This window comes from Pseudomonas sp. 1L-C-7-B-C1 (genome assembly GCF_057291635.1).
This window is the reverse complement of sequence record NZ_JBXAWH010000002.1, coordinates 75,205-90,129: the sequence shown is the minus strand read 5'-3', so window position 1 is coordinate 90,129 and position 14,925 is coordinate 75,205. Positions and strand designations below refer to the sequence as shown.

Sequence of the window (14,925 nt, the reverse complement as noted above, 5' to 3'; positions counted from 1 at the left end):
GGATCTGACGGGTTTTTTTATGGGCTGAAAAAAGGACGTTGTCATGTTGTCGCCAAAGCAGACGCTGGCTTCACTGCTGGGCGGGTTGCTGTTGCTGCCGTCGCTGGCCTGGTCTGCGGGCAAGTGTGACCGGCTGATTGTCACCGGCAGCCCGGATGCGCCGCCGTACCTGTGGCGCGACCCCCAAGACCCCAAACACCTGATGGGGGCCAATGCCGACCTGCTCAAGGAGGTCGCGCAGCAGGTCGGCGTCAAGGTCGAGCTGCTGTATGGGGGCAAGCGCAGCCAGGCCCTTGAGGAAGTGCGCACCGGGCGCATGGACATGCTCGCCGACACGCCGCTCAACAGCGCCGAGCTGGAATCCCTGGACTTTATTCACCCGCCCATCGCCCAGAACGACATCATGGTCTGGACCCGCATCGGCCACGAACAGCCCTTCAACTCACTGGCCGATCTGCAGGGCCATCTTGGGGCCATGTCAGAGAAGACCCGGGTGACCGCCGGATTCGATCAGGCGATCAGGGCGCAGTTGACGCTGGAGAAGCAGGCCAGTCTCGTTCTGGCGTTTCAGAAACTGGCGGCGGGGCAGGTCGAATTTGTCCTGGCCGGCCGCTACGCCGGGATGGCTGTGACCCAGGCGCTGGACATCGCCAAAGACCTGCAAAGCGAGCCCGCGGTTCTTGATCATCCGGGGTTTTATCTGGCGTTGTCGTTCAACTCGGCCTGCAACGATCCATGGCTGCGCGGACAGCTGGCGAAAAAAATGACAGAATTGGCGGCTTCCGGTCGCTCCGGTGAAGCCGTCACGCGCAATCTGGACCTGTGGAAAAACCAATTGCAGCAGTCCGGCAATGCCCTCCATCAGTAGGAATGTGTTTTGAGCTTTCTCTTGAAAATCCAGCCTGTATTTGGCGCTGTCGTGCTCGCCGCCCTTGTCGGCTGCGCCAACGACCCGGCGCCCACCGAACAACTCAAACTCACCGAACAGGCTGTTGCCCAGGCCACTGCAGTCGGTGCTACGGATGAAGAACCGGACTTGGTGACAGCCCAGGCGAAGCTGACCCAGGCTCGCGCCGATATGGCGGACAAGTCCTACAAGGATGCGCGCATGCAGGCCGAACAGGCCGAGCTGGACGCGCGTCTGGCCGAGGCCCGAGTGTTGACCCGGAAGAGCGAAGCGCAGGTGGCTCAGGTCAACACCCGGCTCGAGCGTCTGCGCAAGCAGTTGGGGGCCAGCCAATGAATGCTGTCGTGCGAAGCCTCAGTCTCGGCCTCATGCTGGCCAGTGCCGGTCTTGCGGGCTGTGCCGGCCACCAGAGCAGTGAGCAGTCGTTGCAGGGTGCCATTGCCGATTACCAGAAGGTCAAGGAAGACACCAACGTCCTGCGCAGCGCGCCGAAGGATGTCATCCGTGCCGGCGAATTGCTCGGCCGGGCCGAGCGCCTGTCGAGTTATATCGGCAGCGCTGACGACGTCAGTCATTACGCCTACTTGAGCAGCCGTTACAGCGCCATTGCCCGGGAGCACAGCAAGCTGCTGTTGAATCAGGAAAAGCTCGCGCGACTGGAACTGGAGCGTCAGCGCCTGCAGCTGGCTTTGCGTGAAGCCAAGCTGGCCGGTGCCCAGCAACAAGGCAAGTGGGCGGAAGATCAGGTGATCAGTCTGTCGACACAGCAGAACGAGCGCGGGCTGGTGATGACCCTCGGCGACATGCTCTTTGATACCGGCCGCGCCGAACTGAAAAGCTCGGCCAACCGCACGGTGCTGAAGGTCGTGCAGTTCCTGCAATTCAATCCCAAACGCGTGGTGCGCATTGAGGGCTACACCGACAGCACAGGCGATGCTCGGGAAAACCTTGCGCTGTCGAAGGACCGCGCACAGGCCGTTGCTGACGTGCTGTCTGATCTGGGCATCGAGGAAGACCGCATGCAGGTCGAAGGTTACGGCGATCAGTACCCGGTGGACGCCAACACCTCTGAAAGCGGCCGTGCGCAGAATCGCCGTGTCGAAATTGTCTTCTCGGACGACAAGGGACATTTGAGCGCGCCTCGCTAAGGCGCAGAGGAAGGTAGGAATCCGAGTGATTCAAACGCCGCGCCCTCTAGCCGGAACAGGAACTGTCACCGTACACTTCCGAACTGTTCCGGTGATCCTGCTTTTTGATCAACGGATACGAGATCAAAGCACAGGATCGAGGGACGCGAAATGACCAGTCTGTTGCTGTACCAACGCATCGCCCAACAGCTGGCCGAAGACATTCGCCGGGGCGTGTATCAGCCAGGCGAACGCGTGCCGTCCGTGCGCAAAATGAGCTCCCAGCTCAACGTCAGTCATGCCACCGTCCTGCAGGCCTACGCCAACCTTGAAGACCAGGGTTTGATCCGCGCCCGGCCACAGTCCGGTTACTACGTGCACCAAACCCCGGCCCTTACGGCGGCGACTCCCGATATCGCTCGGGTGGAGCGCCCCGGCCTGGTCACCCGCGCCAGCATCATTCAACAGGTGCTGGTCGAGGCGCGGCGGGAAGGGGTGTTCGCGTTTGGCGCAGCGGTCCCGCACATTGATTACCTGCCCCTGCGCGCGTTGCACCAGCAACTGGCCAAGGTCACCCGCTTTCAGAGCCCTCGGGCGTTCAATTACATGTTCAGCCCCGGCTTCGAGCCGCTGCGCCGTCAGGTGGCGATTCGCATGCGCGACGCTGGCGTAGTGATCGACCCGTCTGAAGTCGTGATCACCCATGGCTGCGTCGACGCGCTGCAAATGTCACTGCGGGTGCTGACCAGTCCGGGCGACCTGATCGCCGCAGAATCCCCGACCTACTACGGCCTGCTGCAGCTGGCTGATCTGCTTGGCCTGAAAGTCATCGAAATTCCCAGCGACCCCAACACCGGCATCAGCCTCGAGGCCTTGCAGCTGGCTGCCAATCAATGGTCGATCAAAGCGCTGGTGATGACCTCCCGGCTAAGCAATCCTCTGGGCAGCACCATGCCGGAAGAGCGGCAGAAACACCTGCTGCGCCTGGCGTCGGACTTCGACATTCAAATCATCGAAGACGACATCTACGGCGAGTTGATGTACGAGCAGAACAAGACGAAAGCCTTGAAGGCCTTCGACCGGCTGGGCCATGTCATCTACTGCTCCAGCTTCTCCAAGACCCTGTCGCCCGGGGTGCGTATTGGCTGGATGATCGCCGGCAAATACCAGGCCGAAATCCAGCGTCTGCAAACCTTCAGCACCCACTCAGCGTGCAGCGTGACGCAGATGGCGGTGGCGTCTTATCTCGAAAACGGCGGGTATGACCGGCACTTGCGCTTTATCCGCCAGGAGCACCGCAAGAATCTCAGCGCGTTTCAACTGGCGGTGCAGCAGATGTTTCCGGAAGGCACGCAGATCAGTCGACCTGCGGGCGGGTTCATTCTGTGGATCAGCCTGCCGGGGCGGGTGAACACCCAGGAGTTGCACGTGCGTGCGCTGGAGCAGGGCATCAGCATCGCACCGGGCCTGATTTTCAGTAATACGGAGCAGTTCAATCACTGCATTCGCCTCAATTGCGGTCTGCCGTGGAACCGTGAGGCGGAGAGGGCGTTGATGACAGTGGGCATGCTCGCCAAGCAGCTGTGCCAGGATGCCGGGCAATCCTGGTGAACTCGCAGGGTTGCCAGCTTTCCATACGTTATCGGGGGAGGCAGACAGGACCAACTTGTCAGCCGCCATGCAAAGGGCCAGCATATGGCCCCTGTCTTACTTACTGCCGTTCAGACTATGAAATCACTGCGTTGTGTAAGTGTGATGTTGTTGGTGATGCTTAGCGCGTGTGATGCCGACAAAGCGCCCACGCCACCGGCGAAAGCCACTGCGTCGGCGGCCGGTACCCGTGCTGACGCGCCCGCTGTGTCGCCTATGTCTCCCGAGCCAGCGAAGCCTGCCTCTGGAGCTGAGCCTTCGTCTGCAGTGCCGGACAAGCCTGCGGTCGAAGCGCCAGAGGTCCATGCCCTGACGCCGAATATCAAGACCGTGCCGGTTGTCGCGTCGGGGAAGGCGTCGGTTGAAGCGCCGCGAGCGGTTACCAACGCCAAAACGGCTGACGATAAAGCGGCGGGCTCCAACGCCAAATCCGCCAAGGTTAAAGCGGATAATGCCGAAGTGGCGCGGCGTGCCCCCGTGGCCAGCAAGAGCAAGTCGGCGTCCCAAGTGGTGAAAGAAACCAAGCTGAACAAAGTGCCGCTGGACCTTAGCCTGCCCCCCGAGATGGTCAAGCAGTTGACCCCGCCGGCTAATGTGATCAGCTCCGCGTCGAAGGCCAAGGCGCCCTCAACCGGTGCCAAGCCCCTGCTGCCGAAAATGTTTCCTGACGCCAACGCTGACCCTGACTTCCAGATGCAAGGCCGTCTGCTGAGCAACGAAATGGACTTGCAATTGCGCAATGAGGCGCGCAAGGACGTGGAAGGCGCTGCGCTGGATTTCACATTCAAGAAGTGATGAACCCGTAACCCGGTCTCAGTGCCCGATTTCAAACGTGTGTTTTAGCGCGTAAGATCCTGCCATCGTTCTCACCGCCACACAGGTTCTCTTCATGGAATGCCGTCCAGGCTGCGGCGCATGCTGCATCGCGCCGTCCATCACCTCACCGATTCCCGGCATGCCCAACGGCAAACCTGCGGGCGTACGCTGTCTGCACCTGTCGCTGGAGATGCTCTGCGGCATTTTTGGACAGCCGGGAAGGCCGGCGGTGTGTGGCCAGTTCGCGGCGGAGCCTGAGGTCTGTGGTACCAGTCCGCAGGAAGCGATTCGACTGATCGGCTGGTGGGAAGAGATGACATCGGTGGCATGAAGCGCGACCGGTCGTGACTGAACTTCAACAATAAGGAACAACCTATGAGTTCGCTGTACCGCATTGCTTTCGGGCTGGGACTGACTGTATGGGTCGCAGCGTCGGCCCAGGCTGAAGAGTGGAAAGTCGCGAAGAACGAGGAGGGCATCAAAGTCTCCCTCAGCGATGTGCCCGGATCGCAGTACAAGGCCTATCAGGGCGTGACCACCATTAAGGCGAGCATCGGCAAGCTCCGTGCTTTGCAGGAAGATGTGGCCAGCGCCTGTGCCTGGATTCACGAATGCAAGCTGCAGAAGATCCTCAAGCACGACGGCGACAAGACCTGGACGTACTCCCAGTTCAACACGCCGTGGCCGGTTACGCCTCGGGACTCGGTGCTGAAAGTGACGACGGTGGAAGGCGCCGATGGCAGTGTGACCCGTGAGCTGGAAGGCGAGCCCAAGTACATCCCGGAAGAGAAGGGCTTCGTGCGGGTCGCGCAGGTCGAAGGGTTCTGGAAGTTCGCGCCCAAGGGCGACAACCTGACCGAGGTCACCTATCAAGTTCACACCGAGCCCGGCGGCAGCGTGCCATCCTGGCTGGCGAACAAGTTCGTGGTGGATGCGCCGTTCAACACTCTGAAGGCGCTGAAGGACCGAGCCGAGAAGAACTGAGTCGGTTCGCTTGCGACGTTAAAGCCACACACTAAAAAGGCTGCCCTAGGGCAGCCTTTTTTTGCGTCTTCGTGATGGCTGTCGAGTTACTTGCGCTCGGCCAGCGGAACGATGTCGCGCGACACTTCACCGGTGTACAGCTGACGTGGACGGCCGATCTTGTACGGGCTCGACAGCATTTCCTTCCAGTGAGAGATCCAGCCGACAGTTCGCGCCAGCGCGAAAATCACGGTGAACATACTGGTCGGGATGCCGATTGCCTTTAGGATGATGCCCGAGTAGAAGTCGACGTTCGGGTACAGCGAGCGTTCGATGAAGTACGGGTCGGTCAGGGCGATCTCTTCGAGACGCATGGCCAGCTCGAGTTGCGGGTCATTGGTGATGCCCAGCTCGCGCAGGACTTCGTCGCAGGTCTGTTTCATCACGGTGGCGCGCGGGTCGCGGTTCTTGTAAACGCGGTGACCGAAGCCCATCAGCTTGAACGGATCGTTCTTGTCCTTGGCCTTGGCGATGTAAGTGTCGATGTTGGACACATCGCCGATCTCATCGAGCATGGTCAGCACGGCTTCGTTCGCGCCGCCGTGGGCAGGGCCCCAGAGTGCAGCAATACCGGCTGCGATGCAGGCGAAGGGGTTGGCGCCCGAGGAACCTGCCATGCGCACGGTGGAGGTCGAGGCATTCTGTTCGTGGTCGGCATGGAGGATGAAGATCCGGTCCATGGCCTTGGCCAGCGTCGGGCTGATCGGTTTGATCTCGCACGGCGTGTTGAACATCATGTGCAGGAAGTTTTCCGCGTAGCTGAGGTCGTTGCGCGGGTACATCATGGGCTGGCCCATGGAGTACTTGTAAACCATCGCGGCCAGGGTCGGCATCTTGGCGACCAGACGGATCGCGGAAATTTCCCGGTGCTGCGGATTATTGATGTCCAACGAGTCATGGTAGAACGCCGAGAGGGCGCCGACCACACCGCACATGACGGCCATCGGGTGGGCGTCGCGACGGAAACCGTTGAAGAAGGTCTTCAGTTGCTCGTGCACCATGGTGTGATTCTTCACGGTGACGACGAATTCGGCTTTTTGCTCGGCGGTTGGCAGTTCGCCGTTAAGCAGCAGGTAGCAGGTTTCCAGGTAGTCCGATTGCTCGGCCAGCTGTTCGATCGGGTAGCCGCGATGCAGAAGAATGCCGTTGTCACCGTCGATGTAGGTGATCTTGGATTCGCATGAGGCGGTGGACATGAAGCCTGGGTCGAATGTGAAGCGTCCGGTGGCAGTCAGGCCGCGTACGTCGATAACATCGGGACCAACGGTGCCGGTCAGAATGGGCAGCTCGACGGGGGCTGCGCCCTCGATGATCAACTGCGCTTTTTTATCAGCCATGTGGCCTCCTAATTATGCTTCAAATCATCAGACAGACCCCCCACGCAGGGCCCGCATCACTATAGTGAGATAAATTCTAAAGTCAATTTGCCAAAAGTCTTGTAGCAGAAGGCTTTAACGGGGGATTTTCGTCGAAATTACGGGCCATTTACGCCAATTATCGGGCTAAAGCAATCCACCCTTGGGACGGGGTCTGCGCGTTGTCATTAGTTGGCTAACTGTCTATACTCGGCGTCCGACCGCCAGGGGCTTTCAGGCCCGATTCAACGGGGTTGGTCACTTCCTGGGTAGTGGGTACCTGACCAGTACACTTCCCAACAACTTGCCCTGAGTGTTAGGGCTCTTCAGTGTGAAAAAAAGCCGTGAAAAGCCAACGACCTGTAAACCTAGACCTAAGGACCATCAAACTCCCTATCACTGCTTACACGTCCATCCTTCATCGTATCTCCGGTGTCATCCTCTTCGTCGGCATTGCCATCATGCTCTATGCATTGGACCTGTCGCTCGACTCCGAGGAAGGCTTCGCGTCGGTGAAAGCAGGGCTGACCAGTCCGCTGGCCAAGTTTGTGATCTGGGCTCTTCTGTCCGCGCTGCTGTATCACCTGGTGGCGGGCATCCGTCATCTGATCATGGACACGGGCATTGGCGAGACGCTGGAAGGCGGCAAGCTGGGCTCTAAAATCGTTATCGCCGTGTCTGTGGTGGTGATCGTTCTGGCAGGAGTGTGGATATGGTAACCAACGTCACCAACCTTTCTCGTTCGGGCCTGTATGACTGGATGGCGCAACGCGTCTCCGCCGTCGTACTCGCGGCTTATTTCATTTTCCTGATCGGGTACCTGATCGCTCACCCTGGCATCGAATACGCCACGTGGCACGCGCTCTTCTCCCATAACGCAATGCGCATCTTCAGCCTGTTGGCCCTTGTAGCCCTGGCGGCTCACACCTGGGTTGGCATGTGGACCATCGCGACCGACTACCTGACGCCGATGGCGCTGGGCAAGTCCGCGACAGTGGTGCGTTTCCTTTTTCAGGCGGTGTGCGGCATTGCGATGTTCGCTTACTTCGTCTGGGGTGTGCAGATTCTTTGGGGTATCTGATTCATGGCTAACATTAATACGCTTTCATTCGACGCCATTATCATTGGCGGCGGCGGTGCGGGCATGCGTGCCGCATTGCAGCTGGCTCAGGGCGGCCACAAGACCGCTGTCGTCACCAAGGTCTTCCCGACTCGCTCCCACACCGTTTCCGCCCAGGGTGGCATCACCTGCGCAATCGCTTCGGCCGATCCGAACGATGACTGGCGCTGGCACATGTACGACACCGTCAAGGGCTCCGACTACATCGGTGACCAGGACGCTATCGAATACATGTGTTCCGTGGGCCCGGAAGCCGTGTTCGAGCTCGAGCACATGGGTCTGCCGTTCTCCCGTACCGAGCAGGGCCGCATCTATCAGCGTCCGTTCGGCGGTCAGTCGAAAGACTTCGGCAAGGGCGGTCAGGCTGCACGTACCTGTGCGGCGGCTGACCGTACCGGTCACGCGCTGCTCCACACCCTGTATCAGGCCAACCTGAAAGCCGGCACCGTATTCCTTAACGAGTACTACGCAGTTGACCTAGTGAAGAACCAAGACGGCGCGTTCGTCGGCATCATCGCCATCTGCATCGAAACCGGTGAAACCTCCTACATTCGCGCCGACGCGACTGTACTGGCCACCGGCGGTGCCGGCCGCATCTATTCCTCCACAACCAACGCCCTGATCAACACCGGCGACGGCGTGGGCATGGCGCTGCGTGCCGGTGTACCGGTTCAGGACATCGAAATGTGGCAGTTCCACCCGACCGGCATCGCCGGCGCAGGTGTACTGGTCACCGAAGGTTGCCGTGGTGAAGGCGGTTACCTGATCAACAAGCACGGCGAGCGTTTCATGGAGCGCTACGCGCCAAACGCCAAGGACCTTGCTGGTCGTGACGTTGTGGCTCGTTCGATGGTTAAGGAGATCATCGCCGGCAATGGTTGCGGTCCTGACGGCGACCACGTAATGCTCAAGCTTGATCACCTCGGCGAAGAAGTGCTGCACAGCCGCCTGCCAGGGATCATGGAACTGTCCAAGACCTTTGCACACGTTGACCCGGCCGTTGCGCCGATCCCTGTCGTACCGACCTGCCACTACATGATGGGCGGCGTTGCCACCAACATTCATGGTCAGGCGATCACCCAGGACGCTGCCGGCGTCGACACCATCATCCCCGGCCTGTTCGCGGTGGGTGAAGTGGCGTGCGTTTCGGTTCACGGTGCCAACCGTCTGGGCGGCAACTCGCTGCTCGATCTGGTGGTGTTCGGTCGTGCTGCCGGTCTGCACCTGGAGCAGGCGCTCAACGAAGGCGTCGACTACCGTCGCGCTTCCGAAACCGACATCGACGTCGCGCTGGCTCGCCTTAATGGCTTGAACTCGCGTACCGATGGCGAAGACGTCGCAACCCTGCGCAAAGAGCTGCAGAGCTGCATGCAGAACTACTTCGGTGTGTTCCGTACCGGCGAATACATGCAGAAGGGTATTGCCCAGCTGGCTGACCTGCGCACGCGTATTTCCAATGTCAAGATCAACGACAAGAGCCAGGCGTTCAACACTGCCCGGATCGAAGCGCTGGAGCTGCAAAACCTGCTGGAAGTCGCTGAAGCAACGGCGATCGCCGCAGAGCATCGCAAGGAGTCCCGAGGCGCTCACGCCCGTGAAGACTTCGAAGATCGCGACGACGAGAACTGGCTGTGCCACACCCTGTACTTCCCGGGTGACAAGCGCGTAGCCAAGCGTGCCGTGAACTTCTCGCCGAAAACTGTTCCGACTTTTGAACCTAAGATTCGGACTTATTAAGGGTGACCGCCATGTTGCAAGTCAGTGTTTATCGCTACAACCCTGATCAGGACGCCGCGCCGTTCATGCAGGATTTCCAGGTCGACACCGGTGGCAAAGACCTGATGGTGCTGGACGTCCTGGCTCTGGTTAAAGAGCAGGACGAAGGCTTCTCGTACCGTCGTTCGTGCCGCGAAGGCGTGTGCGGTTCCGACGGCATGAACATCAACGGCAAGAACGGCCTGGCCTGCATCACGCCGCTGTCGGCTGTGGTCAACGGCAACAAGCTGGTGGTTCGCCCACTGCCTGGTCTGCCGGTCATCCGTGACCTCGCCGTTGACATGAGCATCTTCTACAAGCAATACGAGAAGGTGAAGCCATTCCTGCAGAACGACACGCCGGCTCCGTCCATCGAGCGCCTGCAGACCCCGGAAGAGCGGGAAAAACTCGACGGCCTGTACGAGTGCATTCTGTGCGCTTGCTGCTCGACGTCCTGCCCGTCCTTCTGGTGGAACCCCGACAAGTTCCTGGGTCCTGCTGCGATTCTGCAAGCCTATCGTTTCCTGGCCGACAGCCGCGACACCAGAACGCAAGAGCGTCTGGCATCCATGGACGATCCGTTCAGTGTGTTCCGCTGCCGCGGCATCATGAACTGCGTCAACGTGTGTCCGAAAGGCCTTAACCCAACCAAGGCTATCGGTCACGTGCGCAACATGTTGCTCAAAAGCGGTGTCTGAGTTCGCCACACCTGTAACATCGCAGCACCCGCTACTGCAGCACCCGTAAACGCTGCGGCGCAGGCTTCAACCGGCGCCGTAGTTTTAACCTGAGCAGTTGTCGTATGGCTTCAGCTCTTATTTTGAAGAAATGAAACCAGCAGGGGCATCCGGGCTGGTACCCGGACTATCTGCGTGATTCCTAGTGACTTGAAGTCGCTGCACATGGACTTTTCAAGTTTGCGCTGGCATCGACGCCGATGGTGTCCCCTAATCGAGGGTGACCAAGCATGCAAGAAAGCGTGATGCAGCGCATGTGGAACAGCGCCCACCTTTCCGGTGGTAACGCTGCCTATGTGGAAGAGCTCTACGAGCTCTACCTGCACGACCCTAACGCTGTGCCAGAAGAGTGGCGCACCTATTTTCAGACGTTGCCGGCTGACGGCAGCACTGCCACCGATGTATCGCACTCTACGGTTCGCGATCATTTTGTGTTGCTGGGGAAAAACCAGCGCCGCGCCCAACCGGTCTCTGCCGGCAGCGTGAGCAGCGAGCATGAAAAGAAGCAAGTTGAAGTGCTGCGACTTATCCAGGCATTCCGTATGCGCGGCCATCAGGGTGCGCAACTCGATCCTCTGGGTCTGTGGAAGCGTACTGCGCCAGCTGACCTGTCGATCAACCATTACGGTTTGACCAACGCTGACCTCGATACCACATTCCGTGCCGGCGACCTGTTCATCGGCAAGGAAGAAGCGAGCCTACGCGAAATCGTCGAAGCGTTGCAGCAGACATATTGCCGCACCATCGGCGCCGAGTTCACGCACATCGTCGATTCCAACCAGCGCAACTGGTTCATGCAGCGCCTCGAAAGCGTGCGTGGCCGTCCTGCCTATTCCGCCGACATCAAGAGCCATCTGCTCGAGCGTGTGACGGCGGGCGAGGGTCTGGAAAAGTACCTGGGCACCAAATACCCGGGTACCAAGCGTTTCGGTCTGGAAGGCGGCGAAAGCCTGATCCCGATGCTCGACGAGCTGATTCAGCGTTCCGGCTCCTACGGCACCAAGGAAGTTGTCATCGGCATGGCCCACCGCGGCCGTCTCAACGTGCTGGTCAACACCTTCGGCAAGAACCCGCGCGACCTGTTCGACGAGTTCGAAGGCAAGAAGAAGGTCGAGCTGGGTTCCGGTGACGTCAAGTATCACCAGGGCTTCTCGTCCAACGTGATGACCACCGGCGGCGAAGTCCACCTGGCGATGGCGTTCAACCCGTCCCACCTGGAAATCGTGTCCCCTGTGGTCGAAGGCTCGGTGCGTGCCCGTCAGGATCGTCGCAACGACGCCACTGGCGAGAAAGTGCTGCCGATCTCTATTCACGGTGACGCTGCGTTCGCAGGTCAGGGTGTGGTGCTGGAAACCTTCCAGATGTCGCAGACCCGTGGCTTCAAGACGGGCGGCACGATCCACATCGTGATCAACAACCAGGTCGGCTTCACCATCAGCAAGCAGGAAGACTCGCGCTCCACCGAGTATGCGACCGACGTTGCCAAGATGATTCAGGCGCCGATCCTCCATGTGAACGGCGATGATCCTGAAGCGGTGCTGTTCGTGACCCAACTGGCGATCGACTACCGCATGCAGTTCAAGCGTGACGTGGTCATCGATCTGGTTTGCTACCGTCGTCGCGGCCACAACGAAGCCGACGAGCCAAGTGGCACCCAGCCGCTGATGTACCAGCAGATTGCCAAACAGCGCACCACCCGTGAGCTGTATGCCGATGCTCTGGCCACCGCTGGCATTCTCAACGCCGAAGCCGCCCAGGCCAAGGTCGACGAGTACCGCAACGCGCTCGACAACGGCATGCACGTGGTCAAAAGTCTCGTCAAAGAGCCGAACAAGGAATTGTTCGTCGATTGGCGTCCGTACCTGGGTCACGCGTGGACCGCACGTCATGACACCAGTTTCGACCTCAAGACCCTGCAGGAACTGTCAGCCAAGCTGATGGAAGTGCCGGAAGGTTTCGTGGTTCAGCGTCAGGTCCAGAAAATCTACGAAGACCGCCAGAAGATGCAAGTCGGTGGCCTTCCGATCAATTGGGGTTATGCCGAAACCATGGCCTACGCAACGCTCGCGTTCGAAGGCCATCAGGTGCGCATCACCGGGCAGGACGTCGGTCGCGGTACGTTCTCGCACCGTCATGCCGTGCTGCACAACCAGAAGGACGGCGACACGTACGTGCCTCTGCAGAACCTGTACGCCGGTCAGCCGCGCTTTGACCTGTACGACTCGTTCCTGTCGGAAGAAGCCGTGCTGGCGTTCGAATACGGCTACTCGACGACTCAGCCTAATGCGCTGGTCATCTGGGAAGCGCAGTTCGGTGACTTTGCCAACGGTGCACAGGTCGTGATCGACCAGTTCATCACCAGTGGCGAGCACAAGTGGGGTCGTCTGTGTGGTCTGACCATGCTGTTGCCCCACGGCTACGAAGGGCAGGGGCCGGAGCACTCATCGGCACGTCTTGAGCGTTACCTGCAGTTGTGCGCCGAGCACAACATTCAGGTCTGCGTACCGACCACCCCGGCTCAGATCTACCATCTGCTCCGTCGTCAGGTGATCCGTCCGCTGCGCAAGCCGCTGATCGTGTTGACGCCGAAGTCGTTGCTGCGCCACAAGCTGGCCGTGTCGACCCTGGAAGATCTGGCCCATGGCTCGTTCCAGACTGTCATCCCGGAAATCGACACCCTCGATGCCGCGAAAGTGACGCGTCTGGTGCTGTGCAGCGGCAAGGTCTACTACGACCTGCTGGAAAAACGCCGTGCCGAAGGCCGCGAAGACATCGCCATTGTGCGTCTCGAGCAGCTCTATCCGTTCCCGGAAGACGACCTGATGGACGCTATCGCGTCGTACACCAACCTGACCAACGTGGTCTGGTGTCAGGAAGAACCGATGAACCAGGGCGCCTGGTACAGCAGTCAGCACCACCTGCGCCGCAGCATTGGCAACCACAACCGCAACCTCGTTCTCGAGTACGCCGGCCGTGATGCTTCCGCTGCCCCAGCTTGTGGATACGCTTCGATGCACGCCGAGCAGCAGGAAAAACTGCTGAAAGACGCGTTCTCCGTTTAACGCCTTCGCGCACTAGAAACCGAATTAAAGGAATTACAGATAATGGCTATTGAGATCAAAGCCCCCTCTTTCCCGGAATCCGTTGCCGACGGCACCGTTGCCACCTGGCACAAGAAACCGGGCGACGCCGTCAAGCGTGACGACCTGATCGTCGATATCGAAACCGACAAGGTCGTGCTGGAAGTATTGGCCGAAGCTGACGGCGTACTGGGCGCAATAGTTGCCGAAGAGGGCGCCACCGTCCTGTCGAACCAGTTGCTGGGCTCGATCGAAGCGGGCGGTGCTGCTGCCGCTCCTGCTGCCGCCGCTCCAGCCGCTGCTGCATCGGCTCCGGCTCCGGCTGCTGCGCCGGCCCAGGCTGCCGCTGCACCTGCTGCTTCCGGTGACGAAGACGCCATCGGCGCTCCGGCTGCCCGCAAGCTGGCCGAAGAAAACGGCATCAACCTGTCCAGCGTCAAAGGCACGGGCAAAGACGGCCGCGTGACCAAGGAAGACGTGGTTGCTGCCATCGAAGCCAAGAAATCCGCGCCGGCCGCTGCACCTGCCGCCAAACCGGCCGCTGCCGCTGCCGCTGCGCCTGTGGCTGCCGTTGGCGACCGCACCGAGAAGCGCGTGCCGATGACCCGTCTGCGCGCCAAGGTGGCAGAGCGTCTGGTTGAAGCTCAGTCGAACATGGCGATGCTGACCACCTTCAACGAAGTCGACATGACCGAAGTCATGGCGCTGCGTTCGAAGTACAAGGACCTGTTCGAGAAGTCCCACAACGGCGTACGCCTGGGCTTCATGTCGTTCTTCGTCAAGGCCGCGACCGAAGCGCTGAAACGCTACCCTGCGGTCAACGCTTCGATCGATGGCACCGACATCGTTTACCACGGTTATGCCGACGTCGGCGTTGCCGTGTCGAGCGATCGTGGTCTCGTGGTTCCGGTGCTGCGCAACGCCGAGCAGATGAGCCTGGCTGAAATCGAAGGCGGCATCGCTACTTTCGGCAAGAAAGCCCGTGACGGCAAACTGTCCATCGACGAGATGACTGGCGGTACCTTCACTATCACCAACGGTGGTACTTTCGGTTCGATGATGTCGACCCCGATCGTCAACCCGCCGCAAGCGGCCATCCTGGGCATGCACAACATTCTGCAGCGTCCTATGGCGATCAACGGTCAGGTTGTCATCCGTCCGATGATGTATCTGGCGCTGTCCTACGATCACCGCCTGATCGACGGTAAAGAAGCCGTGACGTTCCTGGTGACCATCAAGAACCTGCTGGAAGACCCGGCGCGTCTGTTGCTGGACATCTGATTCAAGGACAGCTGCAAGCCGCAAGCGCCAAGCTGCAAGTTACAGCAGCCTGGCGCCAACGCTTGGGTCGTCGC

The 14,925-nt window shown here is 59.9% G+C and carries 14 protein-coding genes; 13 read left to right on the top strand and 1 reads right to left on the bottom strand.

Features of this window, described 5'->3' with window-relative positions; all coding sequences use genetic code 11:
- Nucleotides 1-46: 46 nt before the first annotated feature.
- The 7 genes from AC0Z8Z_RS03565 to AC0Z8Z_RS03535 all read left to right on the top strand — a co-directional run bounded on the left by AC0Z8Z_RS03565 (nt 47) and on the right by AC0Z8Z_RS03535 (nt 5,484).
- Entirely contained in the window at nt 47-868 is an 822-nt protein-coding gene (locus AC0Z8Z_RS03565) for a substrate-binding periplasmic protein (RefSeq protein WP_485618257.1), read from the top strand.
- A 21-nt stretch (nt 869-889) separates the two neighbouring features.
- Complete coding sequence (locus AC0Z8Z_RS03560; RefSeq protein ID WP_205487522.1) at nt 890-1,243, top strand: DUF4398 domain-containing protein; 354 nt, start codon at nt 890-892, stop codon at nt 1,241-1,243.
- Entirely contained in the window at nt 1,240-2,055 is an 816-nt protein-coding gene (locus AC0Z8Z_RS03555) for an OmpA family protein (RefSeq protein WP_172611786.1), read from the top strand. Before AC0Z8Z_RS03560 ends, AC0Z8Z_RS03555 begins: the two co-directional genes overlap by 4 nt.
- Nucleotides 2,056-2,205: 150 nt before the next feature.
- Entirely contained in the window at nt 2,206-3,645 is a 1,440-nt protein-coding gene (locus AC0Z8Z_RS03550) for an aminotransferase-like domain-containing protein (RefSeq protein ID WP_122538388.1), read from the top strand.
- Nucleotides 3,646-3,801: 156 nt separating this feature from the next.
- Nucleotides 3,802-4,479 (top strand): translation initiation factor 2, encoded by a 678-nt coding sequence (locus tag AC0Z8Z_RS03545; RefSeq protein ID WP_485617904.1) that lies wholly within the window; start codon nt 3,802-3,804, stop codon nt 4,477-4,479.
- Between the two features lie 94 nt (nt 4,480-4,573).
- Nucleotides 4,574-4,831, top strand: coding sequence for a YkgJ family cysteine cluster protein (locus tag AC0Z8Z_RS03540; protein WP_485617902.1), 258 nt, complete (start codon nt 4,574-4,576; stop codon nt 4,829-4,831).
- 44 nt (nt 4,832-4,875) lie between these two features.
- The gene (locus AC0Z8Z_RS03535; RefSeq protein WP_122624266.1) at nt 4,876-5,484 is read left to right on the top strand and encodes an START domain-containing protein; all 609 of its coding nucleotides are present in this window, start codon (nt 4,876-4,878) and stop codon (nt 5,482-5,484) included.
- Nucleotides 5,485-5,570: 86 nt separating this feature from the next.
- Here the strand turns inward: AC0Z8Z_RS03535 and gltA are convergent, their stop codons facing one another.
- The gene (gene gltA / locus AC0Z8Z_RS03530) at nt 5,571-6,860 is read right to left on the bottom strand and encodes a citrate synthase (protein WP_037009384.1); all 1,290 of its coding nucleotides are present in this window, start codon (nt 6,858-6,860) and stop codon (nt 5,571-5,573) included.
- A 362-nt stretch (nt 6,861-7,222) separates the two neighbouring features.
- On the opposite strand from gltA, the gene sdhC reads away from it, so the two are divergent.
- From sdhC to odhB, 6 genes are all read left to right on the top strand, one after another.
- Nucleotides 7,223-7,597 (top strand): succinate dehydrogenase, cytochrome b556 subunit, encoded by a 375-nt coding sequence (gene sdhC, locus AC0Z8Z_RS03525; protein ID WP_172611790.1) that lies wholly within the window; start codon nt 7,223-7,225, stop codon nt 7,595-7,597.
- Nucleotides 7,591-7,959, top strand: a complete 369-nt coding sequence (sdhD, locus tag AC0Z8Z_RS03520) for a succinate dehydrogenase, hydrophobic membrane anchor protein (RefSeq protein WP_122538398.1) — start codon at nt 7,591-7,593, stop codon at nt 7,957-7,959. Before sdhC ends, sdhD begins: the two co-directional genes overlap by 7 nt.
- A 3-nt stretch (nt 7,960-7,962) precedes the next feature.
- Nucleotides 7,963-9,735, top strand: coding sequence for a succinate dehydrogenase flavoprotein subunit (gene sdhA, locus AC0Z8Z_RS03515; protein WP_122538400.1), 1,773 nt, complete (start codon nt 7,963-7,965; stop codon nt 9,733-9,735).
- A gap of 11 nt (nt 9,736-9,746) precedes the next feature.
- Nucleotides 9,747-10,451 carry a succinate dehydrogenase iron-sulfur subunit gene (locus AC0Z8Z_RS03510; protein ID WP_485617900.1) on the top strand — a complete coding sequence of 235 codons (705 nt, stop codon included), beginning with the start codon at nt 9,747-9,749 and terminating at the stop codon, nt 10,449-10,451.
- 269 nt (nt 10,452-10,720) lie between these two features.
- Nucleotides 10,721-13,552 (top strand): 2-oxoglutarate dehydrogenase E1 component, encoded by a 2,832-nt coding sequence (locus AC0Z8Z_RS03505; protein WP_122538403.1) that lies wholly within the window; start codon nt 10,721-10,723, stop codon nt 13,550-13,552.
- A 42-nt stretch (nt 13,553-13,594) separates the two neighbouring features.
- The gene (gene odhB, locus AC0Z8Z_RS03500) at nt 13,595-14,851 is read left to right on the top strand and encodes a 2-oxoglutarate dehydrogenase complex dihydrolipoyllysine-residue succinyltransferase (RefSeq protein WP_485617899.1); all 1,257 of its coding nucleotides are present in this window, start codon (nt 13,595-13,597) and stop codon (nt 14,849-14,851) included.
- Nucleotides 14,852-14,925 lie beyond the last annotated feature (74 nt).

Coding starts and splice junctions, on each gene's coding strand:
- AC0Z8Z_RS03555 (WP_172611786.1), top strand. CDS start 1,240: ATGAATGCTGTCGTGCGAAGCCTCAGTCTCGGCCTCATGCTGGCCAGT.
- AC0Z8Z_RS03550 (WP_122538388.1), top strand. CDS start 2,206: ATGACCAGTCTGTTGCTGTACCAACGCATCGCCCAACAGCTGGCCGAA.
- AC0Z8Z_RS03545 (WP_485617904.1), top strand. CDS start 3,802: ATGCTTAGCGCGTGTGATGCCGACAAAGCGCCCACGCCACCGGCGAAA.
- AC0Z8Z_RS03540 (WP_485617902.1), top strand. CDS start 4,574: ATGGAATGCCGTCCAGGCTGCGGCGCATGCTGCATCGCGCCGTCCATC.
- AC0Z8Z_RS03535 (WP_122624266.1), top strand. CDS start 4,876: ATGAGTTCGCTGTACCGCATTGCTTTCGGGCTGGGACTGACTGTATGG.
- gltA (WP_037009384.1), bottom strand. CDS start 6,860: ATGGCTGATAAAAAAGCGCAGTTGATCATCGAGGGCGCAGCCCCCGTC.
- sdhD (WP_122538398.1), top strand. CDS start 7,591: ATGGTAACCAACGTCACCAACCTTTCTCGTTCGGGCCTGTATGACTGG.
- sdhA (WP_122538400.1), top strand. CDS start 7,963: ATGGCTAACATTAATACGCTTTCATTCGACGCCATTATCATTGGCGGC.
- AC0Z8Z_RS03510 (WP_485617900.1), top strand. CDS start 9,747: ATGTTGCAAGTCAGTGTTTATCGCTACAACCCTGATCAGGACGCCGCG.
- AC0Z8Z_RS03505 (WP_122538403.1), top strand. CDS start 10,721: ATGCAAGAAAGCGTGATGCAGCGCATGTGGAACAGCGCCCACCTTTCC.
- odhB (WP_485617899.1), top strand. CDS start 13,595: ATGGCTATTGAGATCAAAGCCCCCTCTTTCCCGGAATCCGTTGCCGAC.